26 protein-coding genes are annotated in these 26,593 nt (G+C 72.6%); 17 read left to right on the top strand and 9 right to left on the bottom strand.

Annotated features, from left to right (window positions below; translation table 11 throughout):
• The first annotated feature begins 127 nt into the window (after window positions 1-127).
• The 3 genes from ABUL08_RS10230 to ABUL08_RS10220 are packed head-to-tail and all read left to right on the top strand — an operon-like array spanning window position 128 to window position 3,025.
• Window positions 128-1,063 (top strand): diacylglycerol/lipid kinase family protein, encoded by a 936-nt coding sequence (locus ABUL08_RS10230; RefSeq protein ID WP_350936830.1) that lies wholly within the window; start codon window positions 128-130, stop codon window positions 1,061-1,063.
• Window positions 1,064-1,097: 34 nt separating this feature from the next.
• Window positions 1,098-1,871: a nucleotidyltransferase domain-containing protein gene (locus ABUL08_RS10225; protein WP_350936828.1), complete on the top strand. Its 774-nt coding sequence runs from the start codon at window positions 1,098-1,100 to the stop codon at window positions 1,869-1,871.
• A 53-nt stretch (window positions 1,872-1,924) separates the two neighbouring features.
• Window positions 1,925-3,025 carry a glycoside hydrolase family 18 protein gene (locus tag ABUL08_RS10220; protein WP_350936826.1) on the top strand — a complete coding sequence of 367 codons (1,101 nt, stop codon included), beginning with the start codon at window positions 1,925-1,927 and terminating at the stop codon, window positions 3,023-3,025.
• Between the two features lie 58 nt (window positions 3,026-3,083).
• Here the strand turns inward: ABUL08_RS10220 and ABUL08_RS10215 are convergent, their stop codons facing one another.
• Complete coding sequence (locus tag ABUL08_RS10215) at window positions 3,084-3,932, bottom strand: S1 family peptidase (RefSeq protein WP_350936825.1); 849 nt, start codon at window positions 3,930-3,932, stop codon at window positions 3,084-3,086.
• A 172-nt stretch (window positions 3,933-4,104) separates the two neighbouring features.
• Between ABUL08_RS10215 and ABUL08_RS10210 the strand changes: the two genes are divergently transcribed.
• Window positions 4,105-4,485: a VOC family protein gene (locus ABUL08_RS10210; RefSeq protein WP_350936822.1), complete on the top strand. Its 381-nt coding sequence runs from the start codon at window positions 4,105-4,107 to the stop codon at window positions 4,483-4,485.
• Between the two features lie 61 nt (window positions 4,486-4,546).
• On the opposite strand, the gene ABUL08_RS10205 is transcribed toward ABUL08_RS10210, so the two are convergent.
• From ABUL08_RS10205 to ABUL08_RS10195, 3 genes are all read right to left on the bottom strand, one after another.
• A complete protein-coding gene (locus ABUL08_RS10205) occupies window positions 4,547-8,089 on the bottom strand; it encodes a glycosyl hydrolase (RefSeq protein ID WP_350936820.1) in 3,543 nt (1,180 codons plus the stop codon).
• Window positions 8,090-8,409: 320 nt separating this feature from the next.
• Window positions 8,410-9,267 carry a M23 family metallopeptidase gene (locus ABUL08_RS10200; protein WP_350936818.1) on the bottom strand — a complete coding sequence of 286 codons (858 nt, stop codon included), beginning with the start codon at window positions 9,265-9,267 and terminating at the stop codon, window positions 8,410-8,412.
• A 413-nt stretch (window positions 9,268-9,680) separates the two neighbouring features.
• Window positions 9,681-10,331 carry a hypothetical protein gene (locus tag ABUL08_RS10195; protein ID WP_350936817.1) on the bottom strand — a complete coding sequence of 217 codons (651 nt, stop codon included), beginning with the start codon at window positions 10,329-10,331 and terminating at the stop codon, window positions 9,681-9,683.
• A gap of 76 nt (window positions 10,332-10,407) precedes the next feature.
• Between ABUL08_RS10195 and ABUL08_RS10190 the strand changes: the two genes are divergently transcribed.
• The 7 genes from ABUL08_RS10190 to coaD all read left to right on the top strand — a co-directional run bounded on the left by ABUL08_RS10190 (window position 10,408) and on the right by coaD (window position 15,441).
• Window positions 10,408-11,916: an aminopeptidase P family protein gene (locus ABUL08_RS10190; RefSeq protein ID WP_350936814.1), complete on the top strand. Its 1,509-nt coding sequence runs from the start codon at window positions 10,408-10,410 to the stop codon at window positions 11,914-11,916.
• Between the two features lie 147 nt (window positions 11,917-12,063).
• Window positions 12,064-12,276, top strand: coding sequence for a hypothetical protein (locus ABUL08_RS10185; RefSeq protein WP_350936812.1), 213 nt, complete (start codon window positions 12,064-12,066; stop codon window positions 12,274-12,276).
• Window positions 12,277-12,321: 45 nt separating this feature from the next.
• Window positions 12,322-12,888: a suppressor of fused domain protein gene (locus ABUL08_RS10180; protein ID WP_350936810.1), complete on the top strand. Its 567-nt coding sequence runs from the start codon at window positions 12,322-12,324 to the stop codon at window positions 12,886-12,888.
• A gap of 69 nt (window positions 12,889-12,957) precedes the next feature.
• On the top strand, window positions 12,958-13,602 hold the full coding sequence (locus ABUL08_RS10175; protein ID WP_350936809.1) for a DUF4304 domain-containing protein: 645 nt from the start codon (window positions 12,958-12,960) through the stop codon (window positions 13,600-13,602).
• A gap of 123 nt (window positions 13,603-13,725) precedes the next feature.
• On the top strand, window positions 13,726-14,352 hold the full coding sequence (locus ABUL08_RS10170) for a hypothetical protein (protein ID WP_350936807.1): 627 nt from the start codon (window positions 13,726-13,728) through the stop codon (window positions 14,350-14,352).
• Window positions 14,353-14,419: 67 nt separating this feature from the next.
• A complete protein-coding gene (locus ABUL08_RS10165) occupies window positions 14,420-14,953 on the top strand; it encodes a DUF6817 domain-containing protein (RefSeq protein ID WP_350936806.1) in 534 nt (177 codons plus the stop codon).
• Window positions 14,954-15,009: 56 nt separating this feature from the next.
• Entirely contained in the window at window positions 15,010-15,441 is a 432-nt protein-coding gene (gene coaD / locus ABUL08_RS10160) for a pantetheine-phosphate adenylyltransferase (RefSeq protein WP_350936803.1), read from the top strand.
• Here coaD and ABUL08_RS10155 read toward each other — a convergent pair.
• From ABUL08_RS10155 to ABUL08_RS10140, 4 genes are all read right to left on the bottom strand, one after another.
• A complete protein-coding gene (locus ABUL08_RS10155; RefSeq protein ID WP_350936801.1) occupies window positions 15,424-16,032 on the bottom strand; it encodes a hypothetical protein in 609 nt (202 codons plus the stop codon). The genes coaD and ABUL08_RS10155 overlap by 18 nt on opposite strands.
• Before the next feature lie 63 nt (window positions 16,033-16,095).
• Window positions 16,096-16,710 (bottom strand): tyrosine-protein phosphatase, encoded by a 615-nt coding sequence (locus ABUL08_RS10150; RefSeq protein ID WP_350936800.1) that lies wholly within the window; start codon window positions 16,708-16,710, stop codon window positions 16,096-16,098.
• Between the two features lie 33 nt (window positions 16,711-16,743).
• Complete coding sequence (locus tag ABUL08_RS10145; protein ID WP_350936798.1) at window positions 16,744-18,123, bottom strand: hypothetical protein; 1,380 nt, start codon at window positions 18,121-18,123, stop codon at window positions 16,744-16,746.
• Window positions 18,120-19,367, bottom strand: a complete 1,248-nt coding sequence (locus tag ABUL08_RS10140) for an MFS transporter (protein ID WP_350936795.1) — start codon at window positions 19,365-19,367, stop codon at window positions 18,120-18,122. The genes ABUL08_RS10145 and ABUL08_RS10140 overlap by 4 nt, the downstream gene beginning before the upstream one ends.
• A gap of 801 nt (window positions 19,368-20,168) precedes the next feature.
• On the opposite strand from ABUL08_RS10140, the gene ABUL08_RS10135 reads away from it, so the two are divergent.
• Genes ABUL08_RS10135 through ABUL08_RS10110 form a run of 6 tightly spaced genes read left to right on the top strand, consistent with a single transcriptional unit; the run spans window position 20,169 to window position 26,064 of the window.
• A complete protein-coding gene (locus ABUL08_RS10135; RefSeq protein WP_350936793.1) occupies window positions 20,169-21,116 on the top strand; it encodes an acetaldehyde dehydrogenase (acetylating) in 948 nt (315 codons plus the stop codon).
• On the top strand, window positions 21,113-22,144 hold the full coding sequence (gene dmpG / locus ABUL08_RS10130) for a 4-hydroxy-2-oxovalerate aldolase (protein WP_350936790.1): 1,032 nt from the start codon (window positions 21,113-21,115) through the stop codon (window positions 22,142-22,144). Before ABUL08_RS10135 ends, dmpG begins: the two co-directional genes overlap by 4 nt.
• 50 nt (window positions 22,145-22,194) lie before the next feature.
• Window positions 22,195-23,001, top strand: coding sequence for a cupin-like domain-containing protein (locus tag ABUL08_RS10125; RefSeq protein ID WP_350938573.1), 807 nt, complete (start codon window positions 22,195-22,197; stop codon window positions 22,999-23,001).
• Window positions 23,001-24,254 (top strand): 8-amino-7-oxononanoate synthase family protein, encoded by a 1,254-nt coding sequence (locus ABUL08_RS10120; RefSeq protein WP_350936789.1) that lies wholly within the window; start codon window positions 23,001-23,003, stop codon window positions 24,252-24,254. The genes ABUL08_RS10125 and ABUL08_RS10120 overlap by 1 nt, the downstream gene beginning before the upstream one ends.
• Window positions 24,251-25,111: an HpcH/HpaI aldolase/citrate lyase family protein gene (locus tag ABUL08_RS10115; RefSeq protein ID WP_350936787.1), complete on the top strand. Its 861-nt coding sequence runs from the start codon at window positions 24,251-24,253 to the stop codon at window positions 25,109-25,111. Before ABUL08_RS10120 ends, ABUL08_RS10115 begins: the two co-directional genes overlap by 4 nt.
• An 11-nt stretch (window positions 25,112-25,122) precedes the next feature.
• On the top strand, window positions 25,123-26,064 hold the full coding sequence (locus ABUL08_RS10110) for an ornithine cyclodeaminase family protein (RefSeq protein WP_377522750.1): 942 nt from the start codon (window positions 25,123-25,125) through the stop codon (window positions 26,062-26,064).
• 4 nt (window positions 26,065-26,068) lie between these two features.
• On the opposite strand, the gene ABUL08_RS10105 is transcribed toward ABUL08_RS10110, so the two are convergent.
• Window positions 26,069-26,560, bottom strand: coding sequence for a MaoC family dehydratase (locus tag ABUL08_RS10105; RefSeq protein ID WP_350936783.1), 492 nt, complete (start codon window positions 26,558-26,560; stop codon window positions 26,069-26,071).
• Window positions 26,561-26,593: the final 33 nt, after the last annotated feature.

Raw genomic sequence — 26,593 nt, 5'->3', positions numbered from 1 at the left:
CTCACTGCCCGCACACGGCGTGGCGCGCCGATCCGTCGGGCACCCGGGAGGCGAGCAGCGGTGCGGCGACGGCCCGGCCGGTGGGTGGCAGGCGTGGCGGAACGGCCGGCGGGGTACCACCCGACCCATGAGCACGAGCGCCGCCACCCGCCCCGCGACCCACGCCGACACCCGGACCCTGGGCACCGTCGCGGTCGTCGCGCACCGGAAGAAGACCTTCGGCGGCGGCCTCGACGAGCTGCGCGCCACGCTGGTCGCCGCCGGGGTCGGGCGCCTGCTCTGGTACGAGGTGCCGAAGAGCCGCAAGGCGCCGAAGAAGGTCCGCAAGGCCCTGGAGAAGGGTGCCGAGCTGCTGCTGGTCTGGGGCGGCGACGGGATGGTGCAACGCTGTGCCGACACCCTCGCCGGCTCCGGCGTGCCGATGGGCATCCTGCCCGCCGGCACGGCGAACCTCTTCGCCACCAACCTCGGCATCCCCGTCGACCTGCCCGAGGCGGTCCGGATCGGGCTGCACGGGCGTCGCCGGGAGCTGGACCTGGGCCGGATCAACGGCGAGCACTTCGCGGTGATGGCGGGTGCCGGCTTCGACGGGGACCTGATCCGTGAGGCCGACCGGAAGCTCAAGGGGAAGCTCGGTCGCGTCGCGTACGTCTGGACCGGGCTGCGGCACGTCCGTGGTGAGCTGGTGCGCACCCGGGTACGGGTCGACGGCGCCGACTGGTTCGACGGCGAGGCGAGCTGCGTGCTCTTCGGCAACGTCGGCACGATCACCGGTGGCATCCCCGCCTTCGACGACGCCCGCCCCGACGACGGCGCGCTGGAGATCGGCGTCTCCACCGCCGACGGCGCGATCGACTGGGCCCGTACGTTGGGCCGGATGGCGGCCGGCCGGTCGGCGGAGTCGCCGTTCGTACGGATCACCCGGGGCCGGAAGGTGACCGTACGCTTCGCGCAGCCGAAGACGTACGAGCTGGACGGTGGGGCGCGCGGCACGGCGAAGCGGCTGAAGGTCAAGGTGGTGCCGCGGGCGCTGACGGTCTGCTGCCCGGACACCCCGGCCTGACCCTTGCACCGTCCTCCCGGGCAGGATGCCGGGCATGGACTCCGACCTGCGGCACTATCTCGCCGAGCTGGTGGACCGGGCCCGCGCGGTGCTCGGCGCCGACCTCGTCGGCGCGTACGCGGCCGGCTCGGTCGGCCTGGGCGCGTACCAGCCGGGGCGCAGCGACGTGGACGTGGCGCTGGTGGTGGCCCACCCGGTGGCCGGCGCGGCGAAGCGCACGCTGGTGGCGCGGCTGCGGCACGAGGCGCTGCCCTGCCCGGCGCGAGGGCTGGAGCTGGTCGTCTACCGCCGCGACGTGGCGCGCTCGGGCAGCCCGGAGCCCGGCTTCGAGGTGGAGCTCAACAGCGGCCCGGCGATGCCCTTCCGGGCCACGTACGACCCGGCGGACCGGCCGGCGGCCGACGGGCGGTTCTGGTACGCGCTCGACCGGGCCATCCTGCGCTCGGGCGGCCTGCGCCTGCTGGGCCCGCCCGCCGCCGACGTCTTCGCCGAACCCGCCCCGGCCGACCTGCGCCGCCTGCTGTCGACGGCGCTGCGCTGGTGGCTGGCGCTGCCGCTGCCCGAGGGCGACGGGCCGGCGCCGGGCGCGGAGGACGCGGTGCTGGGCGCCTGCCGCGCGCTGGTGCGGGTCCGCGACGGGGTGTGGTTGTCCAAGCCGGACGCCGGCCGGCGCCTGGCCGACCGGGGCGAGGACGCCGACCTGCTCGGCCGCTGTGTCGCGGCCCGGCACGGCGGCCCGCCGCCCACCGCCGACGAGGCGCGGGCGTTCCAGCGCCGGGTCCTCGCCGAGCTGGACGGTACGCATTGACGGAGTTGACGGCTTTACTGTAAACAAGGCGTACCGATAAGTCGGGAGGCCCCGTGCGACGCTCCGCCCTGCTGGCCACGCTCCTGCTCACGCTGGCGACCGCCACCCCGGCGACCGCCGCCCCACCCCCGACCGGCGGCGCGACCGCCGCGGCCACCCCGATCCAGGTCTACGGCGCCTGGCACTGCGGCGACGACTACTGCACCTGGGGCACCCTCCGCGACCCTGCCGAGTTCGACAGCCGCAACCACTGGCTGGTTGACCGGGGCGACGGTCGTCCCTCGGTCAACCTGGTGGTGCTGAGCTTCGTCAACCCGCTCGCGCTGCTGCACGCCACCACCGACGCGACCACCCTCGACGGGGTGCCCCGGGGGATGACCTCGCAGATCGTCGACTACTTCACCGCGCACGGGGTCCGGGTCATGCTCTCCGTCGGCGGTATCACCTACACCGACGACTGGGACGCCGCGCTCGCCGAGAACCCCACCCTGCTCGGCCAGCGGGCCGCCGCCGTCGCCACCCGGCTCGGCGTCGGCATCGAGATCGACTACGAGCAGAACACCGGCCCGAACCTCGCCGGCGTCCAGGCGTTCATCGACGCCTACCGCGCCGTCCACCCGTACGACGGCAGCGGTGCCCGTCCCGAGGCCCGGCTCACCATCGACGTGGCCGCCGGCGACCGCTGGCTGATCGACCTCAACCGCCGGGCCACCGCCGACTGGCTGCGCACCGACGCCCCGGTGCTGGACTACGCCAACGCCATGGTGCCGGCCCGGCCCGCGTCGGCCAGCACCTCGCAGGCGAGCTGGCAGGAGCACCTCGACGGCAAGGCGCAGTACAGTCCGCCGGTGCCGCCGCTCGCCCCGGCCAAGCTCACCGGCGGCGTCTACCTCGCCTACGGCGGCAAGCCGCTGCCCGAGTGCGTCGACTACGCCACCTCGGTGCAGCGGGCCGCCGCCCCGTACGTGCAGACCGCCGCCCCGCACGGCGCGGGCGTCACCGCCGGGCTGCTCGGATTCATGTTCTGGGCCGCCGAGCGCCCGTCCACCCGGGGCATCGGCACCGTCCCGCCGTACACCTGCGAGGGTGGTGCGGGGGCCGGCGCGACGGCCCTCGGGGTGCCGGTGCCGATGCCGGCGCTGCGCCAGAGCTGACCGGCCGGGGACCCGCACCCCGGTGGCGCGGGTCCCCGGTGGACGAACCGACGGTGACTCAGTAGACGGTCACGCCGTAGGCGCCGGCCGCCTCGGTGACCGGCTGGTAGAACGTGGTGCCGCCGGTCTTGCAGTCACCGCTGCCGCCGGAGGTGATGCCGAGCGCCTTGGAGCCGTCATAGAGCGGGCCGCCGGAGTCGCCGGGCTCGGCGCAGACGGTGGTCTGGATCATGCCCTTGACGGTGCCGCCGCCGGAGTAGCGGACGGTGACGTTCAGCGCGGTGACGGTGCCGCCGTGGGTGCCGCTGGTCGACCCGGTCCGCTTCACCGCCTCCCCGACGTACGCGTTCGCGGCGGCGTAGCCGCCCGGGTGGCTCAGCCCGGTGTTGTCGTAGCGGACCAGGGCGTAGTCGTTGCCCGGGAAGCTGGAGCTGATGGTGGGGCCGATCAGGGTCTTCAGGCCGGAGTCGGTGTACCAGGTCTTCGCCACGTTCCCGCAGTGTCCGGCGGTCAGGAAGTAGTAGACCCCGCCGGAGACCACGTTGAAGCCGAGCGAGCAGCGGTAGCCGCCGCCGTAGATGGCGTTGCCGGCCGACAGCAGGGGGCGGAAGACGCCGGCGGCCCGGTCGACCCGGATCGCGCCGGCGTCGCGGCCGGCGCTGCGGCTGACGGCGGCGAGGTCGGCGGTGGAGACGGTCCGGTCGGCGGTCACCACGACCCGGCGGGATGCGGCGTCCACCCGCCAGGCGATGCCCCCGACGCCGGAGGCGGCGACGGCCCGGTCGACCCGGGCGAGCTGGTCGGCGCTGTACGTGCGGGGCGCGGCCGACGCGACACCGGTGAGCGCGGTGGCGGCCACCAGGCCGACGGCGGCGGCGAGCAGGGACGTTGATCGGCGGACTCGCATGGGCTCCTCCTCGGACGGAGCGGGCTGCCGGTTGCGGCGGCGCCCATGACACGTCACCGGGTATCGCGTCGGGGTGGTGACCACGGCGAACGCTGTAGCGGCGAGTATCTACCTGGATCTATGCCGTCGGCAAGGGGTCACCGGACGGCGTCGATGTCGGTAGGGTGCCGGGATGCATCGATCCCGACTGCACGCCCTGATCATCGACGTGCCGATCGACGGCGAGCAGGCGGCGAGCGACTTCTGGTCCGCCGCCCTCGGCGCCCCGGCACAGCGGGTGCCCACCGAGCCGGAGTTCACCGAGCTGGCCGACGTGGTGCCCGACCTGGTCACCGCCCTCCAGGCGGTCGACGACGCGCCGCGCTACCACCTCGACATCGAGACGGACGACGTCCACGCCGAGGTGGACCGGCTGCTCGCGCTCGGTGCCACCCGGGTGTCCCAGTGGCAGGAGTGTCACGTGCTGCGTGCCCCGAGCGGGCACCTGCTCTGCGTCATCCCGGTGGCCGGCGACCCGGCGTCGTTCGCGGCGACCGCCCGCCGCTGGGACTGACCCCGCGACGCGCGACGCCCCGACCGCCGGTCCGGCGGCCGGGGCGTCCTCCTGCGTCAGGTCACCCGGTGTACGGGAGGGTCACCTTCGACTGGTTGCCGGTGCCGAGCGTGGTCGGGGTGCTGCCGATGGCGTTCCACACCTCGACCTTCACCGTGCCGCCGGCCAGGTTCCCGAGCGTGCCCACGCCCGAGTACAGGCCCTTGGCCTCGGTGTAGTGCTCCATCCCGGTGACCGGGTCGGTGGCGTAGTAGTTGTACGTCTCCACCCGGTCGAAGGTGCCGTCGCCGGTCAGGTCGTACGACACCCGGACGTGGGTGCCGTCGCCGACGCCGGTGCCGGCGTCGAGGAACAGGTCGAACCGGGTCTGCCCCCCGTTGTACGTCGCGGTGACCCCGGTGCTGGTGTAGACCAGCGGGTTGTGCGGCGTACCCACCCAGTTGCCGTTGGCGGCGGTGACCGTCGCCGTGCCGGCGGCACCGGCCGCGCCGGAGAGCTGGCTGCTGCCCTGCAGGTACAGGTCGGCGGCGAAGGCGGTCGGGTCGCCGGTGGGCGGCGGCGTGGTGGTCGGCGCGCTCCCGGTGTACGGCAGGACGAGCTGGGACGCGTTGCCGACGCCCAGGTTCGTCGCGCCGTTGCCGAGGGCGCTCCAGACCTCCACCTTGACGGTGCCGTTGGCCAGGTCACCGAGGGTGCCGGTGGCCGACTTCAGGCCCTGGGTCTGCTTGTAGTGCTCCACCCCCGTGACCGGGTCGGTGGCGTAGTAGTTGTACGTCTCCACCCGGTCGAAGGTGCCGTCGCCGGTCAGGTCGTACGACACCCGGGCCTGCACGCCGTTGCCGACCGAGGTGCCCGAGTCGACGGCCAGGTCGAACGCGGTGGTCCCGCCGTTGTAGGCGCCGGTCAGCCCGGTGGCGGTGAACACCTGCGGGTTGGTCGGCGTGCCGTCGTGGGTGCCGTTGGCGGCGGCCACCGAGACCGTCCCGGTGGTGCCCGCCGTGCCGCCGAGGGCACCACCGGTGAGCAGGTACTGGGTCGGGCTGAGCGGGGTCGCCGGCGGCGTGCTGGTCGTCGGGGTCGGGGTCGGGGTGGGCGGCGGCGGGAAGGTGGTGGTCGTCGGGCTCGGGGTCGGGCTGGTCGGGGTGGGCGACGGGGAGTCGGTCGGCGTGGTCGGCGGGGTGGTCGGGACGACCACGCCACCGGTGGCGTTGCCACCGCTCCAGGTCTGCGCCCCGGAGGCGACCGTCTTACCGGCCGGCACGGCCAGCTTCGTACCGTCGGAGAAGGTCACCGTCAGCGGCTCGGCGGTGATGTTCGACGCGACGTAGGTGCGGGCCGTGCCCTTCTTGAACACCTTGGCCAGCGGGTGGTTCGCGGTGACGGAGGTGTCCACGTTGCCCAGGGCGGCGAGGTTGCGGATCCAGTGGAAGGTGTGCGCCTTGCTCTCGCCCTCCTCGCTGGCGAAGGTGCTGTTCGCCCGGAAGTTGGCCAGCGCCTTGTCCCCGTCGCCGAGGGCCTGGAACTCCCAGATGATGTCCTGCCACACGCTCGGCGGCCCGCCCTTGTTGGTGACCAGCTCGTTGTAGTTGGTCAGCACGTACGCCGGGTCGTTGCCGAGGTAGAAGTGCCCGCCGGTGATCGGCAGCATGTTGATGCCCTGGATCATCTCCGGGGCCGAGGAGAACCAGGTGGCGTACGCGCCGCCGTCACCCCACACCATGCCGACGGTCTTGTGGCCGAAGGCGGCGGGGAAGTTCTCGTCGTGCACGTCGAACCAGTACTCGGAGATCGCCGCGGACTGGGTGGTCCAGATGAAGACCCCGGCGTCCCGGACGGCGGTGTTGCCGGTCGCCTGACCCCACTGGATCAGGGCGTTGGCGAAGTTCATCCCCTCGGAGGAGGACTCCTGGTTGTTGCCGGCGAAGAAGCAGGCCAGGCCGGAGGCCCAGTCGTGGCCGGCGTAGATGTCGAAGTCCCGCAGGTAGGGGAAGCGGGCGTCGGAGCGGTCGTAGTTGTTGGCGTCCCGGATCAGCATGTCGACCATGCCGCCGTACTTGGTGGTGGAGGCCCAGGTCGGGTCGAACTTGGCCACCGTGGCCGCCGCGGCGATGAAGTAGCCGTAGTGGAAGTGGTGGTCGTTCAGGTCCTCGTCGGAGAAGTACGAGGCGGGGTAGCCGATCAGCGTGCCCCAGTTCTTGTCGTAGTAGAACAGCTGGCTGGTCTCGCCGGAGCCGGCGGTCAGCCAGTTGGTGAGCCGGGTCTTCATGGCGGTCACCGCCGCGTCGCGGACGGCGGTCAGGCCGAGCTGGTCGGCGATCTCGGCGACCCGGGCGGCCCGGCCGAGGCCCTTGCCCGCCCAGTAGGTGTCCTGGCCGCTGATCCCCTCCGGGTTGGCCAGTTCGGCGTTGAGGTAGTTGGTGATGGTGCTGAGGTCGGCGCCGGACGAGTCGCCCACCGCCGGCACCTCCGGCAGCACGCCGGTGTACTTCATGCTGGTGGTGAAGGAGGCGACGCCGGTCAGGGTCCGCATCGCGCCGCGTGGCGAGACGTACGTGGGGGTGATCGGGGTGGCCCCGACGAGGCTGCGCCACTGGTGCGGGTAGAGCGACACCACCGTCCTGGTCTCGGTGCCCTCGCGCGGGGTGGTGGTGAAGGCGTACGTCGTGCGGACCGTGCTGGTCGCCGGGTCGTACGAGTAGGTCATCTTGGTGCCGGTGACGTGCGCGTGGGCGTACTTGCCGTACTCGGCCGCCAGGGCGGCCTTGTCGGTGGCACCGCCCGGCAGCACGGCGACGGAGAAGTAGCCCTTGCCGCCGAGGGTGGAGCTGATGCCCGCCCCGCCCACGGTCCAGCCGGCGCCGGTCGGCGCGTACGCGACGTAGTCGTGGCCGTTGACCGTGAAGCCGATCATCGAACCGGAGTTGGCCCAGACGGTCGGCGCGGCGGCGGCGGTGATCTGCGCGTTGCCGCCGGTGATCTGGTAGTAGCTGAACGGCAGGCCGTGGCCGATGGTGGCCCGCATGGTGCGCGCGCCGTCGTTCCAGTCGGCGGTGACCGTCCAGTCGGTCCAGTCGGCGGCCTTGACGATCGGCGCGCCGAGCCCCGCGACCCCGACCCGGATGTCCTCGGTGTACGGGTAGTGGTACTCGCCGGTGCCGGTGGCGGTGCCGCTGATCGCCGGCGTGGTCGTGTACGACACCCCCAACCCGTTGTTCTCCGCGTGGTACGCCAGCGGGTGCGCCATCATGTTCTCGCTGGTGGCGCAGTTGTTGCGCTTCCACAGCAGCGACGACCACCAGTCGTTGGTGGGGATCGCACCCTTCGGCGCGTCCGCGGTGACGAAGAGGCGCGGGTTGGTGCTGATGGTGCCGCAGCCCTTGGGCAGCGCGCCGCCGGGCGGCAGGGTCTCGGTGTAGCTGCCGGCGCCGACGGTGCCGGCCTCGGCGGTACCGCCGCCGGCGACCACGACGCCGAGCACGCCGGCGGCGAGGAACGAGGCGGTGGCGAGGGCCAGGGCGCGGATGCCCCGGCCGCGGTGGGTGGGCTCTACGGGTGTGGTCAGCGGACTGCCACCGGGGGAGTGGTCCCGGAGGGGAGGTGTCATGGGGGGTTCCCCTTCACTGTCAGGGATCGGGGTAGGTGGTGAGCGGATCGAGGAGCGCCGAGAGAGCGCTCTCTTGAGGTGCGAGGTTAGGTTTCGGTTACGAGCGCGTCAATGGCTCGTGACGGAAGAGAGCGCTCTCTCGGGCGCGTGCCCCAGCCTTCGACGCGCCGCCGATTCGGCCTCGGAGCAGGGACGACGGTCGATCTCATGATCCATTATGGAGGCCGTCGCAGCGCCGAAACACACCGGAAATTTTTTGCCTGTTGATCGTGACGACGGTGTTGGGCGCGCTCCCGGTCCGCTCCGACGGGCGAGGCGGTTCAGATCCAGGGGAGGGGGTCGACGGCTCGGCCGCCGAGGCGGACCTCGAAGTGCAGATGCGGGCCGGTCGACGCGCCGGTCGACCCGACCAGCCCGATCACCTGCCCGGCGCGTACCCGCTGACCGGGCACGACCAGCAGGCGGGACTGGTGGCCGTAGCAGGTGGACAGCCGCTGCCCGTCCGCCCGCCCGTGGTCGACGCAGGTGTAGTTGCCGTACCCGCCGTACCAGCCGGCGCGCGACACCCGACCGTCCGCCGCCGCGACGATCGGGGTACCGACGGGGGCGGCGAGATCCACCCCGGGATGCACCTGCCACACGTGGTAGTACGGGTCGAGCCGGGTGCCGTACCGGCTGGTGAGCCGGCCGGCGAGCGGGCGGCGCAGGCGGGTGGCCCGGCCGTCGGCCGGCTCGGCCACGACCGCCGGGCCGGGCCCTCGGCGTACGTCGTGGTCGATCGCTGCCCGGAGTCGTGCCTCCTCCCGCTGGCGGCGGGTGAGTTCCGCCTGGCCGGAGGTGATCGCGCCGGACAGCGCCACCGCGCGCCCGGCGGGGCTGTCCACCACCTCGGGTGAGTCCGCCGCGGCCAGCGGCGACGCCGGGTCTCCGTCCGGTGCGGTGCCGCTGGTCAGCGCGGTCAGCAGGCGCAGCACCGGATCCGGCGTACGGTCCACCCGGGCCAGGTCGGCGCGGGTGCGGGCGAGCACGTTCTGCAGGTATTGGATCCGGTGCTGGACGTCGGTGAGCGCGGCGATCCGGCGGGCACCGGGCGTGTCGGCGGCGTCGACCGGCGGCTGCGGATACAGGTCCGTGCCGGGATCGGCGGTGATGAGCGACGCGGCGGATCCCGGCTGCACCGTCGGCCCACCCGCCCCGGGCGTGACCGCACCGCCGGGTCGGACGGGCGTCGGCGACCTGCGGGGGGTCGGGGTCGGCCGCCCGGTCGGGGAAACCGTCGACGGCGCGGACGATGACGTATGGGTCGGTGGCCGCAGTGACGGCAGCGGCGAGAGGCTGACCTGCGGCGGAGTCACCGGCAGCGGGACGGACACCGACGGCAGGGGTAACGGCGGGGACAGGCTCGGCAGCGGTCCCGTCGCGCGCGCCGTGGCGGTGCCCGACCCGGCGGCCAGGCACACGGGTGTCACCAGCGCCGTCGTCGCGGCCACCGACACCAGCGTCGTTCGTATCCACCGTCGGTTCATGCCGCGCTCCCGCCGCCGACCCCGTGCACCGTCCCGTGGTTACATCGCCACCGGAGCCGGAACCGTTACAGACCCGGCCCGGGAGGGTCCGGACGACGTCGCCGCCGCGCCAGCAGGGTGATCGCCCCCAGCGCGCCGGCCAGCACGACCGCTGCGCCGACCGGCAGCCATCCGGACCGGCCGCCGGGCGAGGTGGCCGCGGTGGCGGCCGACGACTCCAACGACGGGTCGGTGGGTGTGGCCGTCGGCCCGGGCAGCAGATACGCGTTGCTGGCGACCAGGGCGCTGCCCGCCGTCGTCTCCACCGAGGTGACAGTGACCCGGTTGCGGACCAGCGTGCCGGGCGGGGAGCCCGGCCGGACCAGCCCGACGATGGTGATCCGAGGCGCGCCCTGCGGGCCACCGAGTTGCAGGTCACCCAGCTCGCAGACGACCGTACGCGGGGAGACGGCGCACCGCCCCGGCGTCACCCGGGCGGTGACCGCGTCGAGGTCGGCCGTGGTGGTGAAGGTGACCCGGGCGCCGGTGAGCGCGCCGTTGCCGGCGATCGTGACCGTGTGGGTGACCCGCTGGCCGGGCAGCGCGCCGAACGGCGTCGAGGTCAGCACGGGCGCCGCGTCGACCGGCGCCCCGGTGACGGCGGGTGTGGGGGTCGGGGCCGCGCCCATCACGGCGGCCAGCAGGCCCACCACGGACCCGGCAACGGACTCCCACATCCCCACACTGTAGGCCCGCAGGCGGGTGCCCGCGCGGCTTTGCCGAGGCTTTCGACCGCGTGGCAGGATATCGACCATGACAAGCGACGAGCAGGTGAAAGCCAGCCACCGCAACACCCCGACGAGCGAAGAATTTCGCGCTTTCATCGCCTCCGGCTGGGCCGAGCCGGATGCCGCACCTGTCCCGCGCGCCGAGGTCGCCGACCACGCGGCCCGCCGCCGGGCGGCCTTGTCACGGCAGTTCCCGGGCGAGCGTCTGATCGTGCCCGCCGGTGGCCTCAAGGTCCGCAGCAACGACACCGACTACACCTTCCGGCCGCACACCGCCTTCGCCTACCTGACCGGTCTGGGCGCGCACAGCGAGCCGGACAGCGTGCTGGTGCTGGACCCGACCTCCGACGGTCGCCACGAGGCGCTGCTCTTCTTCCGGCCGCTCGCGCCGCGCGACAGCGAGGAGTTCTTCGCCGACTCCCGCTTCGGCGAGTTCTGGGTCGGGCCGCGCCCCACCGTGCAGCAGCTCGAACAGCAGCTCGGCATCGCCACCCGGCACATCGACACGCTCCCCGACGTGCTGGCCAAGGACGCCGGCGCCGTCGCCGTACGCGTCGTCCGCGCGGCCGACGCCCACCTCGCCGAGCTCGTCGACCAGACCCGCAGCCGGGCGCAGGACGCCCCGTCCGCGTCGGCGCAGCAGGAGGCGGACGAGGAGTTCGCCCGCCACCTGTCCGGCATGCGGATCGTCAAGGACGAGTGGGAGACCGGCGAGATGCGGCGCGCGATCGAGGCCACCCACCGCGGCTTCGACGCGATCATCGCCGGCCTGCCCGAGGCGGTCGGCAAGGGTCGCGGCGAGCGGTGGGTCGAGGGCCTCTTCGGCCTCTACGCCCGGCACGACGGCAACGGCGTCGGGTACGAGTCGATCTGCGCGTCCGGGGACCACGCCAACACGATCCACTGGACGAAGAACACCGGTCCGGTCCGCGAGGGTGACCTGATCCTGGTCGACGCGGGTGTCGAGGTCGACTCCCTGTACACCGCCGACATCACCCGGACCCTGCCGGTGACGGGTCGCTTCACCGACGTGCAGCGGAAGATCTACGAGGCGGTCCTGGAGGCGCAGGAGGCCGGTCTGGCGGCGGTGCGGCCGGGCAACAAGTTCAGCGACATCCACGCCGCCGCGAACCGGGTGATCGCCGAGCGGCTGCACGAGTGGGGGCTGCTGCCGGAGGGGGTGACCCTGGAGCAGACGCTCGACCGGGAGCGCGGCGGCTGGCACCGCCGGTGGATGGTCCACGGCACCTCCCACCACCTGGGCATGGACGTGCACGACTGCCAGATGCTGCTGCGCCAGGACTACATGGACGGCGAGCTGAAGCCCGGCATGATCCTCACCGTGGAGCCGGGCCTCTACTTCAAGGCGGACGACCTGCTGGCGCCGGCCGAGTTCCGCGGCATCGGCGTCCGGATCGAGGACAACGTGCTGGTCACGCAGGACGGTCACGAGAACCTGTCGGCGGCGATGCCGCGTACCGTCGCCGACGTCGAGGCGTGGTTCGACCGGATCCGGTCCGGCGCGGACGCGTAGTCGGTCCTTCGCGGCGAGCCGTACCGTCACCGGCCTGGTCTGCGGGAACGCAGGTCGGGCCGGTGACGGTTGCCGTGCCCTGCGCCGGAGAGCCCGCCGCACCGAACCGGCGGGCCGGACGTGCGACACAGGCGTAGCATCCCGCCCGTGATCGTGGCGGAGCTCCAGGAGTGGTTGTCGCAGCAGAATCCGCGCTCGCCCGTCTCCATCATGGGCATCGCCGACTGCGGCGCGTCCGTGCAGGAGTGGGACATCGACCTGGGCACCGGGCAGGGGCCGAGCGACGACGTCGACGGGGTCATCATCTCCTGGGTCCACTCGCCCGAAGCCGAAGCCCGCTACGAGACGCGGAAACACTGAGGCCGGTCGGGCATCGGCGACGTTCGCTCCGGCATGATCGGGCGCGTGGCCAGCCGCGTGGAGAACTACCTCGCCCATCTCGACCGCCTCAGCGGAGGCGTCGAACCCAGATTCCTGCCCGTCGCCTCCACCCGGGAGGGCATGAAGGGCGTGACCGTCATCGCCTACCGGCACCTGCCCGCTGACCTGACGACCGCCCTCACCTACGGCGTCTCGCTGGCGGAACACCCGGACTGGACGACGGCCGGCCCGGAGCTGTGCGTCAGTGTCCGCTCGGGGGACGACCGGTGGGCCTGGGCCGTCGGTCACCTCGGGGAGAGCCTCCGCGGAAGGTGTCCCTTCCGCTACGGCAACACCATCGACTTCGGCGAGCGGATCGCCCCGGAGTCCGACATGACGGCGTTCGTGGTCGGCCCGCCGAGCGTCATCGAGACCGCAGACCGCCGCGTCGACGTCGGCGGACCCGGACACGAGGGTCACGACATCGTCCAGCTGGTCGGCATGTACCCGATCCACGCGGCGGAGCGGCACTACATCCTCGACCACGGAGTCGAGCCCTTCTGGGACCTCGACTGGAACCCCTACGACGTGACGCGGCACCCCGCCGTCTGATCCTCACCTCCGTTCCGGTCCGACGCCCCGCCGGCTCGTACCCTTCATGCCCGTCGAGGAGGCAGCCAGGTGACCCTGGACCGGTGGTTCCACACCTGCATCCGCGCCGTCGGGCGCCAGCTCATCGGGTACGGCTTCGAGCCCGACGAGGGTGGGCGGGTCTTCCGCCGGTTCTCGCCCGAGGGCGATGCGCTCATCGTCGAGGTGCAGATCTCCGACCACTCCAGCCCATCGGAGACGGTGTTCTACCTCAACCTCGCCCTGGTGCTCGCGCCGAAGTGGGACTGGGACCGCCAGCGAACCGGACGACCGGCGTCGGAGCTGCCTCGGCACTACAACGGGCTGTGGCGCAGACGGCTGGGCTCCGCCGGCCTGTCGGGCGACGACCAGTGGCGGATCTCGGACGAGAGCACGGCGGCCGAAGTGTCCGACCGGGTGCGGCGGCACCTGGACGAGATCGTGCCGACCCTCCTGCCCCTGCTCGATCGCACCGTCGTACGCGACGGGACGCCGCAGATCCTCGGGCCGGGAGCCTGGCTGCTCCGCGCCTGGCTGCTCGCGGAGCACGGCCCGACCGAGGAGTTGAGGCACCTGCTGTTCGTGGAGCGACCGGCGCACACGCATGACTCCGTCCCCACCAGGACCGTGTGGAACTATGCGAACAGCAGGGCGTCGACCGCAGGCAGTGGGGGAGACATCACGTCGTCGGGGTGAGCGAGTGACCGCGCCATCGCTGCGGGACGCGGCGGTGCGAGCACACCTCCTGGCCGGAGGTCGGGCGAGATTCGGCGACTGCGGATCTTCGGGGCCCGCGCGGTGGACCTAGAATCGTCGCCCATGCCCGACAGGATGCGGTCGCTGGCCGAGTTCCGCTTCGACGAGGCCATCGAGGCTGCCGAGGTGTACCTCGACACCGGGACAGAGTTGGAGTTGACGGCCCGGGACGAGGCGATCGCGTACGCCCACGAGCGGGGGGCCAATCTCGTCGCCTGGTATTCGGCTGGTGAGGTCGTCCCCTCGTGCGTGGTGGCGAAGGTGAGCCTGCCGCTGCGGTGGGAGCGGGCTCCGCTCGATGAGCCCACGCGCGACGAGCGGCTGTGGTTCGAGGCCCCCTGCGGGCGTGACGTCCTGGTCGGTAACGGCCACACGTTCACCGGGCGGATCGCGGCGTGGTGTCCCCACGAGGGCGTGAGCTACAACGTCTCGCGCGCCGACCTGGTGGTCATGTCTGAGGAGGCCCGCTACTTCGTCGCCGGGTTCCTGGCCGGTAGCGAGCCCGGGTGCCCCATGGACGTCGACGGCGAGACCGACGAGGCCGATGTCGATGCCTGGCGGGCTGCCCTAGCCCGGTTCCGGCGCACGGGATCGTGGTACGGCCGCTGGGGAACGTGCCGGGTGTGCGGGTGCGTCCTGCTGCCGGACGCCGTCGGGGACCGGTGTCATGAGCACCCGTCCGCCGGGTGAGTGGCTGTGACACATTGCCCACGGCCAAGGGCCACCGGATCCGGGCGTCGCTACCTACAGTCGGTCCATGAGCACCGACGAGGGCGTGCGGGTCTGGCTCCGCCGACACGGGGCTGAGCAGATCGCGCATCCCGGGGGCACCCTCTACGCCCACCTGTGTCGGGTCAGTGAACGGCTCGCCGTGCTCGGCTGCGGCAGTGACGTGCAGGCCGCCGGCCTCACCCACGCCGCCTACGGCACCGACGGGTTCGATGTCGCCCTGCTCGACCGGGCGGACCGTGCCGTGCTGCGGGATCTCGTCGGTGCCGACGCGGAGGCGCTGGTGTACCTGTACGGCGCCTGCGACCGCAGCCGCACCTGGCGGGAGCTGGCCAGGACCGGCCAGGTGTTCGACCGCTTCACCGGCGAGGTGAGCACGCCGGAGGCGGCGCGACTCCGGTCGCTGGTGGACCTGAGCATCGTCAACGAACTGGATGTCATGGCGCACGATCCCGCGGTGGCGGACCGGCACGGCAGCTATTTCCGGGACCTGTTCACCTCGTGGGTGCCTCTCGCCTCCGAGCAGGTCATCGGCGAGGCGCAGCGGGTCCTGCGGCCGTGACGACCGAGCCAGCGGCAGGGCCGCGTCCGACCGCATCCACCTCCGATCGCGTACGCGTGCGAGCCGTCTACCCCGGCACCTTCGATCCCGTCACTCCCGGGCACATGGACGTGGTGGAGAGGGCACGTCACCTCTTCGACGAGGTGGTCGTCCTCGTGGCGGTCAACAGCAACAAGCAGCCGGGCGCCGACGAGGAGGAGCGGGCCGCCGCCGTGCGGGCCGTGCTGCCGGTCGAGTGGACCTCGGTCACCGTGGTGGCCTGGAGCGGGTTGACCGCCACCTGGTGCCGTCGACATGACGTGGGAGTGATCGTCCGCGGCGTCCGCAACACCACGGACCTGCAGAACGAGTCCCGGCTCGCCGCGATGAACCAGTCGCTGGGTGTTCCGACGGTGTTCCTGCCGGCGCAGCCCGAACTGGCGGCGGTGTCTTCGACCGCGGTGCGCACGCTGGGGAAGGTGCCACCGGTGTCATCCGGCCGTTGGTGATGGGCGGATCCTCCGCCGCAGGCGGGCAGCCGTGACTGCGGTGGGTAGGCCGACGACGCTGCCCAGGACCAACAGCGTCGAAGCAACGGTGGTGTCGGAGACCGGAGCACCGAAGGTCGCCATACGGAAGAGGCCACTGTGTCGGAGACCGTAGGACCACGGGGCGTCACCAATCGACAGTGCCGAGGTGGATGCGCCGGAAGCCTGGCAGGCAAGCTGGTACGTGCCCGCAGGATCTCCCAGAATTGCCAGGACTCCTCGCCATCGCTCGCCGTCGACCGTGAGTTCGTACACGTCGAACAGTGGGTTCTCCAGGGCCGTTGAGGAAGGCACGACCGGCGTCTCCGCCTCACACTGCACACCCGGCACACCGTCCGGGCCTTCCTTCGCCCACACCATCTGCGGCGACGAGGGATGCAGCCGCACGGTGACCGGCTCGCCCGGCGTGAAGCCTTGACCAAGGCTTCCGCCAGGAGCGAGAAGCAGCAGGATCCCGGCCAGTACGCCGCCGGCCGCGATCAACCCTGCGACGAGGAGCCAGACACGGGCCGGCTGCCGCACCGGCCTGCCGGTCGATCCAGGAACAGTCATGAGGCACATTCTTGATCACCTCGCCGTTCCCATGTGCCCGGCTGCCCGGTGTGACGTCGCTGGTCAGGTCAGCCGGGCGCGGATCGCGGCCAGGTGTCCGGGCGGTACGCCGGAACCGACCAGGTACTCCGCGACGCCGCCGTAGCGCGCCTCCAGATGAGCGAACGTGTTGGCGATCATGGCCGGTGGAGAGCTGTCGGTCAGCGCGTAGTCCACGGCGATCGACTCCGTGGAGACACCGGCGACGTGCAGCGCGAGCGCCACCACCACCCCGGTGCGGTCCCGGCCGGCATGGCAGTGCAGGACGACGCCGCCCGGCGGAGCCTCCGCGATCGCACTGAGCGCGGCGGCCAGCCGGTCCCGGCTGGCGTCGACCATCAGCCGATAGCTGTCCGGCGGGATCTCCTCGTCCCCGGTGGGGTCGAAGCACGCCGGCACGAGTCGGTAGCGCTCGTCACCGGCCAACGGGCTCGGATACTTCGCCGCCTCCCACTCCCACCGCAGGTCGATCACGCGGGTCACGCCGTACGCCCCGATGGCGGCCACACCGGCCGTGCCGAGTCGGCTGTGGTTGTCGGTGCGGATCAGGGCACGCTCGCGGATCCGTCCACCGTCGATGGTCGGGATCCCCCCGAGGTCGCGAGCGTTGCGCAGGTCGGGCCAACGGAGTCGCCGCACCGGGCGAGGCTACCTCGGGGCGGCGGGCCGTGGTCAGCCGTGGAAGGCGCAGCCGACCCGCGCGCCGCCCGCCATGCTGACCACGCCGACCGCCGGGTCGGTGCTGGCGCGGACGAAGCAGCCCGCGTACCCGTCCTCGCCGACGACGTCCGGGTCGGCCAGGTAGATGCCCCAGTTGAGGTAGAGGTCGAGCAGGCCACCGGCGCCGTCGGGGAAGGGTTCGGCGGCCGGGCGGACCCGACGCTGCAGCACGTACGGGCCGTCCACCGCCGAGGCGAGCCGGGCCGCCCACTCGGCCGCGTCGACCTCCCAGCCGGCGACGATGCCGCTGCCGCCGTGCAGCAGCGTCGGCTTCAGGATCAGCTCGGTCTGCCGGGCCCGGGCGTACGCGGGCAGGTCGACGTCGGAGCCGCCGGGATCGGTGCCGCGGGCGCGGACGTACCGGGTCCACGGCAGGAGCCGCTCGACGCAGGCCCGCTCGTCGGCGTCGAACAGGTCGCGGTGCCGGTCGTCGGAGAGCATGGCGAGGGTGCCCTTGTTGCCGTAGAGCTCGGCGTCGAGGCGGCTGAACAGACCCACCCGGCCCTGCTCGGCCGCCACGAGCAGCGGCTCCAGCGGGGCGGTCGCCGCCGGGTCGGTGAGGTCCTCGACGAGGAAGTAGCGGAAGACCACGTCGACGGCCCGTCCCGCGACGGTCGGCCGGCCCTGCGGGTAGGTGAACTGGCCCAGGTGGCAGGCGATGCCCTCGATGCCGTGGTCGGCCAGTCCCTCGGCGAGCACCGCCAGGCGTGGCCCCACGACGGAGAAGTTCTCCTCGGTGTCCACCACGGCGACCACGGGTGGGCGGTCGGCGGGGAGCGCGGCGGCGCACTCGGCGGACATGGTCCGCACCATGCAGCCGAGGGTGTCCCGGTAGCGCAGCCCGTGCCGCGCCACGAACTCCCGCAGCGGCGGGTACGCCAGCATCGCCCGGTTGAGGTCGGCGTTCTCGAAGCCGCCGAGCGCGCTGGTGATGTTGAATTCCAGGAGCTGGAACGCGGTGCCGTCGTGGTAGAGGTCGGCGCGTCCGAGGGGCAGCAGCGAGCCGGTGCGGGCGCTGCGGGTGATCAGCGCCGCCTGGTGGGGGTTGAGGCCGACGGCGTCGGCGAGGGCGGTGAGGCTGCCGCCGAAGACCCGCTCCGGCAGGGAGCGCAGCAGGCCGTGGAGGGTGTGCAGGTCCTGCGCGACGGAGCGGCGCTCGGTGTCGCTGAGGAAGGCGGGACCGGGCAGGAACCGGCCCCGGTAGGCCAGGGTCAGCGCGGCGGAGTCCCGCGCGGCGGCCGTCGGGTCGCCCACCGCCGGGTGGGCGGCGAGCTGCTCGCCGTACGCCCGACCCAGCGGTGACCGGCGTGCCTGGCGGGGGGTGGTCCTCATGCCGGGTCCTCTCTGGTGATCCACTGCCGGCGGGCGCCGCGCAGGAGGGCCACCGCGACGACCGCCATGACGGCGGCGCCCACGGCGAAGACGGTGGGGGTGCCCGCCGCGGCGGCGAGGAGGCCACCGGCCGCCGCGCCGACGGGCAGGCCGCCCCAGGCGACGAGCCGGTAGACGCTGTTGGCCCGGCCGAGCAGGTGCCGGGGCACCAGCGTCTGCCGGAGCACCACCACCACGACGTTCCAGGTCACCGTCCCGCAGGCGAAGAGCGCGAGGGCGGCGCCCGCCGCGTACGGGGACGGCACGGCGGCCAGCACCGCCTCGCTGGCGGCGATCAGCGTGGCGGTGGCGACGAGGGCCCTTTCCCGGCCGAGCCGACCGGTCAGGGCGGGGGCGAAGCGGGAGGCGAGGACAGCGCCGACGGCCTGGCAGGAGAGCATCACGCCGTAGCCGAACGGGCTCAGGTGCAGCACCTGCCTGCTGTGCACCACGAGCACGGCGAGCATCGCGTTGCCGGCGATGTTGATCAGGCAGGAGAGCAGGGCGAGGCTGCGCAGCAGGTGGTGCCGCCACAGCCAGCGCGCGCCGGCCAGCATCTCCGGCAGCACGCCGGTGCGCTCCGGCCGGGCGGCGGGTGGCCGGCCGCCGCGGATCCGGGTGACCAGCAGCGCGGAGCAGAGGAAGGTGGCCGCGTCGACGCCGAACGGCAGCGCGACCGCCACCCCGAACAGCAGCGCGCCGACGAGCGGGCCGAGGAAGCCGCTGCCGGCCTCCTGGGCGGCCATGACGCGGGCGTTGGCGGTGGCCAGCCCGGAATCGGCGGTGATGAACGGGACGAGCACCTGGGAGGCGTTGCGGAAGAAGACCTCACCGACGCCGAGCAGGAACAGGCAGACGTAGAGCAGCGGCAGTCCGCCCCAGCCGCCGGCGATCCCGGCGGCGAGGAGCGCGAGCAGGGCGACGCGGGCCAGGTCGACGCGGACCATCGCCGCCCGGATGTCGAGGCGGTCGACCAGGAGTCCGGCCGGGATGCCGAAGAGCACGAACGGCACGGTGAAGGCGACCGAGGCGCCGCCGATCAGGCGCGGGTCGTCGGTGAGTTGGGCGGCCAGCAGGGGAGCGGCGGCGATGGTGACCCCGTCGCCGATCGCGGAGACCGCGGCGGCCGTCCAGAGCCGGGAGAAGTCGCGGCTGAGCATCCGGTGCCGGCCGCGCGGCGGCAACGCGTCCAGCACGGCGCTCATGGCGTACGACTGGCGTAAAGACGCCTGTCGCGGTGCCGACAATCCATTCCGTCCCCTTTTCGGTGGCCGATCCCGCCGTCTTCCACAGTCGATCACGACCCCGCACCGGAAAGTGACGCGGGGGTAGGACGCGGGAGCCTGCTGAGGATAGTCGAAATGGTGACGACGTTGTCGACGGTGTCCCGCCGGGCCCGTCGGTCGCCTGCCGACCGGCCAGTGGCGGGTGCCCGTGTCCGGGCCGTCCGGGAGCGTGCGGGAAGCACCCGGCCGGCGGGCGGAGCACCGACAAAAGCCTTTGAGAGCAGGCGAATCGGGACGCACGCCGACGGAACCGACCGGTCCACGCCGTCCGACGAGGACTGTCAGGAGTGTGACCGCTCTGGACGGTCCCTGTCACACGAGCATCTGGTACCTTCGATGGCGGCAGGCGGTGGCCGCCGCTGGGAATGGCAACGCCGGTATAGGCGTACGTGCATCATCAGGAGCGCTTTCGATTACGGCGTCGAGACTTCTCAGATCAGACTGAGGTACGGAACTTTCTATTTCTGTCAGGTGTGCGGGACGGGCCCGAACGGGCCCGTCGTGTGGTTTCCGGTGACGACGCTGACCGCCGACTCCGGGGTCCACCGTGCGCCGGTGACAGCCCCGAGTGTGGCCGCCGACGTGGCGCGAACCGATCGGTTCGCCCGCCCCGGGCGGTGCCACGCGCCCGGGCAGCGCCCGTGCTGATGCCGGCCCGCCCCTTGTCCACGGTCGCCGACGAGACCACCGCGCACACCGCGAAGGTGAGGAACGACGTACATGAGAACCCACGATCCGGTCGCCGTGAGCGGCGCGACCGGCACCGGGGCGGACCTGGTCCGGCCCGCCACCGTCGCCGTCATCGGCACCGGGGCGATCGGCCGGGACCTGATCAGCAAGGTCCACCGGTCCCGGCTGCTGGACCTGCGGCTGGTGGCCGGCCGTAACCCCGACTCGGCGGGCCTTCGCCACGCCGCGCAGCTCGGCTATCCGACCACCGCCGCCGGTATCGACGCCGTGCTCGCGGCGTCCCGGCCGTTCGATGTCGTCCTCGACGCCACCAGCGCGGCGTCGCACCGGGAGCACTGGCGGCTGCTGGAGCCGCTCGGCACGCTGGTGATCGACCTGACGCCCAGCCGGGTGGGGGAGATGGTGGTGCCCACCGTCACCGGGGTGTCAGCGGCGACCGGGCGCAACGTCAACCTGATCAGCTGCGGCGGGCAGGCGTCCGTGCCGATCGTGCACGCCCTCGCCACCCGCTTCCCGGTGGCGTACCTGGAGGTGGTCTCGACGGTGGCCAGCGACATCGCCGGCCGGGCGACCCGGCTCAACCTCGACGAGTACGTGGCCACCACCGGGCACGCCCTCACCGCCTTCTCCGGCGTCTCCGACGTGAAGGCGATCCTCAACATCAGCCCGGCGGTGCCGCCGGCCACCTTCCGGACGGCGGTGCACGCGCGGATTCCCGGCGCCGACCCGGCGGCGGTGCGCGCCGCGGTCGACGGCGCGGCCGAGCGGGTCCGCAGCTTCGCCCCCGGCTACGCGGTGACCGCCTGCACGGTCGCCGACGACCGGGTCACGGTCGCGGTGCAGGTGACGGCCGACAGTGACGTCCTGCCCGCGTACGCCGGCAACCTCGACATCATCAACTCGGCCGCCGTCATGGTCGCCGAGCAGCACGCGGCCCGGCTGGGACGCGACGTGCCGGTGGAGGTGGTGGGCCGATGAGGAACGTCGTCATCCACGACCCGACGCTGCGCGACGGCCAGCACGCCGTCCGGCACCAGCTCGGCGCCACGGCCCTGCGTCGCTACGCGGAAGCGGCGGACGCGGCGCGGATCCCGGTGGTGGAGGTCGGTCACGGCAACGGCCTCGGTGCCTCCTCGCTGCAGGTGGGCCGGGCTGCGGTGACCGACGACGTGATGCTCTCGACGGTCCGGGAGGCGCTGCGGCACAGCCGGATGGGGGTCTTCATGCTGCCCGGCTGGGGCACCTCCGACGACCTGCGGCGGGCGATCGGCCACGGCGCCGACGTGTTCCGCATCGGGGTGCACGCCACCGAGACGTCGCTGGCCGAGCGTCACCTGGGAGTGCTGCGCGACGCGGGCGTCGAGGCGCACTGCGTACTGATGATGAGCCACATGGCGTCCCCCGCGGAGCTGGCGGCGCAGGCCGCGCAGGCCGTCGGGTACGGCGCCCAGGCCGTCGGGATCATGGACTCGGCGGGGCACTTCCTGCCGCCGGACGTCACCGCCCGGATCGGTGCGATCGTCGCGGCGGTCGACACCCCGGTGATCTTCCACGGTCACGACAACCTCGGCATGGCCGTCGCCAACTCGGTCGCCGCGGCGCAGGCCGGTGCGTCGATCATCGACGGCTGCGCGCGGGGCTTCGGCGCCGGAGCGGGCAACACCCAGCTCGAGGTGCTGGTGCCGGTGCTGGAACGCAGCGGATTCGCCACCGGCATCGACCTGTACGCCCTCCTCGACGCCGCCGACCTCGCCGAGCGGGAACTGATGCCCGCGCCGCCGGTGACCGAGTCGATGAGCATCGTCAGTGGCCTGGCCGGGGTGTTCTCGGGGTTCAAGCACCGGGTGCTGGACCTGTCCACCCGCGCCGGCGTCGACCCGCGGGACGTCTTCTTCGAACTCGGCCGGCGACAGGCCATCGCCGGTCAGGAGGACCTGATCGTGGACGTGGTGGCGGAACTGAGCGCCCGGCAACGGGTGGCCGAACCAGTCGGAATCCAGCAGTGAGGACAGGGGACATGGGAGTTGACGCAGCCGCGGGCGTGCCGGTGGCCCGCATGACGTTCGACGAGTTCACGGCCGTCGGTCCCGGCGGTCTCTTCAAGGCCGACGTGCCCGTGGTGATCTCCTTGCCGAGCACCGTGCAGGGCCTCGGCCGGGACGGCGTCGCGGAGCGGCTGGCCGACATGACGGTCACCCTCTTCAGCGAGCCGGGCGACAAGAACCACCCGGGCCGCTGGGAGACCCGCGACATCAGACTCCGCGAGTTCTTCGCCGACGAGCGGCACCTGAACACCCCCGGCACCTGGCACCGGGTCGTGTCGAACATCCGCAACAGCCCGGCCGACGTGAACGCCGTCATCGGCTTCGACGCGGAGAAGTTCTTCGGCTACGGCAGCACCCTGTACGCGGCCAACCTGTGGATCAGCCACCAGGGCGTCTTCACCAAGAACCACTTCGACGAGTTCGAGAACTTCAACATCGCCCTGGAGGGGCGCAAGCGGTTCATCATCGCCCCGCCCGGCTCCCGGGACTACTATCCCCGGTCGGTGTGGCAGGGCTTCGGCGACAAGTCCCAGGTGTTCGACCTCGACAACGTCGACCTGGACCGCTTCCCGCGGGTCGGGCCCAAACTCGCCCAGCGCCGCGACTTCATCCTCGAACCCGGCCACATGCTCTATCTGCCGCTGGGCTGGTGGCACCAGGCCGAGTCGCTGGACGACATGAACATCAACGTCAACTTCTGGCTGAAGTCCAAGAAGATCCTCCGCCGGCCGCACGTGCTCGGCGTCGCCCTCTACACGTACGCCTACCGGCGGGTGAAGGGCGTCTACAGCTACCAGCCCACCGAGGTGAACTCCTGATGAGCGAGCGCAAGACCATCACCCCGACCCACCGCTACCGCAACAACGACAAGCTCATCGGCATCGGCAACACCTTCTGGAACATGTCGGAGGAGCACGGGGTCGCCGGCATCGTCGGTGACCTCGCCGACGGCGTGCTCACCACGCCCGAGGGGCACCGGTTCGTCAACTTCACCGTCTGCTCCTACCTGGACCTCGACACCCACCCGAAGGTCATCGACGGGGCGGTCGACGCGCTGCGCCGCTTCGGGGTGCTGGACCACTGCATCCCGCGTACGCGGGTGCAGACGCCGGTGCTGCTGGAGCTGGAGGAGTCGCTGGGCGAGCTGTTCGGCGCGATGGTGATCAGCGCGATCTCGACGGCGGCGGCCAGCACCGGGCTGCTGCCGATCATCGCCTCGGGTCACCTCGGCAACGGCACCCGGCCGTTGATGGTCTTCGACAAGAACGCCCACGTGTCGCTGGCCAACGCCAAACCGAGCTGCGCCGACGAGTCCGAGGTGGTCACCTGCCGCCACCACGACCTCGACTTCCTCGAGGACATGTGCCGCACCTACGAGCGGGTCTGCTACGTCGTCGACGGCTCCGACAGCCTCGGCGGGTACGCCCCCGTCAAGGAGCTGGCCGAGCTGCAGGACCGCTACAACATGCTCGTCTTCTACGACGACTCGCACTCGCTCTCCGCCTACGGCGAGCGGGGCATCGGGTACGTCCGCTCGCACTCCCCGGTGCTGGACGAGCGGACCATCACCGTCGCCACCCTCAGCAAGGGCTTCGGGGCCGGCGGCACCGCCATCCTGCTCGACGGCTACCCCCTCGCGACGCGGCGGCTCATCGAACGCTTCGCCGGCCCGCTCGGCTACTCGCAGAAGATGAACGCCGCCGCCGTCGGCGCGGCCCTCGCCTCCGCGGAGATCCACCGCACCGACGAGCTCACCCAGCTCCAGGGGCGGCTGCGGTCCAACATCGCGCTCTTCGACTCGCTGCTGGCGACCGAGCAGTCCGGCAGCACGTACCCGATCCGGGTCGTGCCGATGACCGACGAGACCGTCGTCGACGCCGCGCAGCGGGTCTTCGCGGCCGGGTTCTACACCTCGCCGGTGTTCTTCCCGATCGTCGCCCGCGGCACCGCCGGCCTGCGCGTCATGCTGCGCGCCGGGCAGACCGAGGAGCAGATCCGCCGGCTCTGCGCGGTGCTCGTCGAGGCGGGGGCCCGACCGGCCGCCGCGCTGCCCGAGCCGGTCGCGCCGTGACCGGGGTCCGCGCGTTCCCGCGCAGCATCCTCTACACGCCCGCGCTCTCCCTGGACCGGGTCGTCAAGGCCTGGTCGTACGACGCCGACGTGCACCTGATCGACCTGGAGGACTCGGTGCCGCCGGCGGAGAAGCCGGCGGCCCGCGTGGTGTGCCGGGACGCCCTGGAGAAGGCACCCCGACCGGCCAACGTCGCGGTACGCATCAACGAGCTGGGCAGCGTCGCCGCCGTGCACGACCTGCTGCTGCTCACCGAGTGCCCGGCCCGGCCCGGCATCGTGATGATGACGATGGTGACCTCCGCCGACGAGGTGGAGCTGCTGCGCCGCATCCTCGCCTCGGCGGGCGCCCACCCGGAGATCTACGTGACGGTCGAGACCGTCGAGGCGATCACCGGCATCGACGCGATCGCCCGGGCGGCCGACGGGCTGGTGCTCGGCTCCGCCGACCTGGCCGCCACCCTCGGCGTCGAGATCACCTGGGAGGCGATGCTCGCCGCCCGGCAGGCGATGGCCCTCGCCTGCGCCCGGTACGGCACCGCCTGCATCGACACCGCCAACTTCCGGCTCGCCGAGCCGGCGGTGCTGGCCGAGGAGACCGCCCGGGTGCGGGCCCTCGGCTTCCATGGCAAGGCGACGGTGCACCCGGGCGAGCTCGACGTGATCAACCGGGCGCTGCGTCCACACCCCGACGACCTGCGGCTGGCCCGCCGGGTCGCCGACGCCGTACGCGCCGCCGACGGGGGGATCGCCGTGCTGGACGGCAACATGGTCGGCCCGCCGTTCGCCCGGCTGGCCCGCGACACGGTGGCCCGCGAGGACGCCTGGGCCGCCCGGTTCAGCGGCGGTGACCGGTGACCGGGCCGACGATGATCGGCGCCGCCGACATGGCGGGTCCCCGGCCGATGCTGCGGGTCGTCGACACCCTGACCGAGATGTTCGTGGACCTCGCCGCCGGCCGGACCCGGTCCCCGGCGCGGACCGTCATCGAGCACGGCGACGAGCGGGTGCTGCTGGTCAGCCCCGCCGTCTGGGAGCGGCGCGGGGTGGGCAGCGTGAAAATCACCACGCTGACCCCGGACAATCCCGGGCGGGGCCTGCCGCTGATCCACGGGATCGTCGCGCTGACCGACCTGGACACTGGGCAGATCACCGCCCTGCTCGACGGCGCGGAACTCACCGCCGTCCGGACCGGGGCGGTGGCCGCCGTGGCGACCCGCTGCTGCACCGCCGACGACGCCGACGACCTCGCCGTCCTCGGCGCCGGCGTGCAGGCCCGCGCCCTGGTCCGCGCCATGACGGCCGTGCGGCCGATCCGCACCGTACGGGTCTTCTCCCGCACCCGGGGGCGGGCCGAGCAGTTCGCCGACCGGGTGCGGGACACCCACGGGCTCCGGGTGACGGTCTGCGACAGCGCCAAGGCCGCCGTCGCCGACGCGGCGATCATCTGCACGGCCACCTCCACCAGCGACAACCGGCCGCTGATCGAGGCGGACTGGGTGGCGCCCGGCGCGCACGTCAACGTCATCGGCGGCACCCACCCGGACGCCATCGAGCTGGACCCCGCCGTCCTGGCGGACGCCGTCGCGGTGGTGGAGGACCGGACCGCCGCGCTGGACGGCGCCGGCGAGATCCGGGCCGCCCTGGCCGCCGGGGTGCTCACCGTCGACGACCTGCACGAGCTGGGCGCGCTGCTCGACGGCGAGACGCGCGTCGACGGGCGGACGTCGGTGCTGCGGACCGTCGGCATGTCGATCGAGGACACGGCCGCCGCGCTGGCTTTGCGCGAGCAGGCGGCGGCCGTGACGTGAACCCTCAGGCGTCGCCGCGGCAGCGGACCATGAAGGAGCGTTCGAAGACGATGACCGTCTCCCCGGTGGACTTCTCGCCCGTGGTCTCCACGGTGACGATGCCCTGCCCCGGGCGGGACCGGCTCAGCCGCTTGTCGAGGATCCGGCTGGTCGCGTAGAGGGTGTCGCCGACGAAGACCGGCTCGCGCAGGCGGACCTTGTCCCAGCCGAGGTTCGCCACCGCCCGCGCCGACAACGCCTGCACGGTCATGCCGCCCACCAGGCACAGCGTGATCCCGCTGTTGACCAGCACCCGGCCGTACTCGCTGCCCTGGCCGTAGTGCTCGTCGAAGTGCAGCGGGTGCTGGTTCATGGTGAGCAGGGTCAGCCAGGTGTTGTCCGTCTCGGAGATGGTGCGCCCCGGCCAGTGCCGGATCACCATGCCGGGCTCGAAGTCCTCGTAGTCCCCGCCGTGCTCCTCGCGGTACTCGTTGCCCTGGACGTGCCGCAGCGTCATCGACCCAACTCCCATCCCGCGTGGAATCGGTCC

This window comes from Micromonospora sp. CCTCC AA 2012012, from assembly GCF_040499845.1.
GTDB lineage: Bacteria > Actinomycetota > Actinomycetes > Mycobacteriales > Micromonosporaceae > Micromonospora > Micromonospora mangrovi.
The sequence above is the reverse complement of the archived record's forward strand: the minus strand, read 5'-3'. Positions and strand labels throughout refer to the sequence as shown.

Coding starts and splice junctions, on each gene's coding strand:
- ABUL08_RS10230 (WP_350936830.1), top strand. CDS start 128: ATGAGCACGAGCGCCGCCACCCGCCCCGCGACCCACGCCGACACCCGG.
- ABUL08_RS10140 (WP_350936795.1), bottom strand. CDS start 19,367: ATGAGCGCCGTGCTGGACGCGTTGCCGCCGCGCGGCCGGCACCGGATG.
- ABUL08_RS10135 (WP_350936793.1), top strand. CDS start 20,169: ATGAGAACCCACGATCCGGTCGCCGTGAGCGGCGCGACCGGCACCGGG.
- ABUL08_RS10155 (WP_350936801.1), bottom strand. CDS start 16,032: ATGACTGTTCCTGGATCGACCGGCAGGCCGGTGCGGCAGCCGGCCCGT.
- ABUL08_RS10165 (WP_350936806.1), top strand. CDS start 14,420: ATGAGCACCGACGAGGGCGTGCGGGTCTGGCTCCGCCGACACGGGGCT.
- ABUL08_RS10145 (WP_350936798.1), bottom strand. CDS start 18,123: ATGAGGACCACCCCCCGCCAGGCACGCCGGTCACCGCTGGGTCGGGCG.
- ABUL08_RS10205 (WP_350936820.1), bottom strand. CDS start 8,089: ATGACACCTCCCCTCCGGGACCACTCCCCCGGTGGCAGTCCGCTGACC.
- dmpG (WP_350936790.1), top strand. CDS start 21,113: ATGAGGAACGTCGTCATCCACGACCCGACGCTGCGCGACGGCCAGCAC.
- ABUL08_RS10105 (WP_350936783.1), bottom strand. CDS start 26,560: ATGACGCTGCGGCACGTCCAGGGCAACGAGTACCGCGAGGAGCACGGC.
- ABUL08_RS10225 (WP_350936828.1), top strand. CDS start 1,098: ATGGACTCCGACCTGCGGCACTATCTCGCCGAGCTGGTGGACCGGGCC.
- ABUL08_RS10215 (WP_350936825.1), bottom strand. CDS start 3,932: ATGCGAGTCCGCCGATCAACGTCCCTGCTCGCCGCCGCCGTCGGCCTG.
- ABUL08_RS10120 (WP_350936789.1), top strand. CDS start 23,001: ATGAGCGAGCGCAAGACCATCACCCCGACCCACCGCTACCGCAACAAC.
- ABUL08_RS10210 (WP_350936822.1), top strand. CDS start 4,105: ATGCATCGATCCCGACTGCACGCCCTGATCATCGACGTGCCGATCGAC.
- ABUL08_RS10190 (WP_350936814.1), top strand. CDS start 10,408: ATGACAAGCGACGAGCAGGTGAAAGCCAGCCACCGCAACACCCCGACG.
- ABUL08_RS10170 (WP_350936807.1), top strand. CDS start 13,726: ATGCCCGACAGGATGCGGTCGCTGGCCGAGTTCCGCTTCGACGAGGCC.
- ABUL08_RS10195 (WP_350936817.1), bottom strand. CDS start 10,331: ATGTGGGAGTCCGTTGCCGGGTCCGTGGTGGGCCTGCTGGCCGCCGTG.
- ABUL08_RS10110 (WP_377522750.1), top strand. CDS start 25,123: ATGATCGGCGCCGCCGACATGGCGGGTCCCCGGCCGATGCTGCGGGTC.
- ABUL08_RS10125 (WP_350938573.1), top strand. CDS start 22,195: ATGACGTTCGACGAGTTCACGGCCGTCGGTCCCGGCGGTCTCTTCAAG.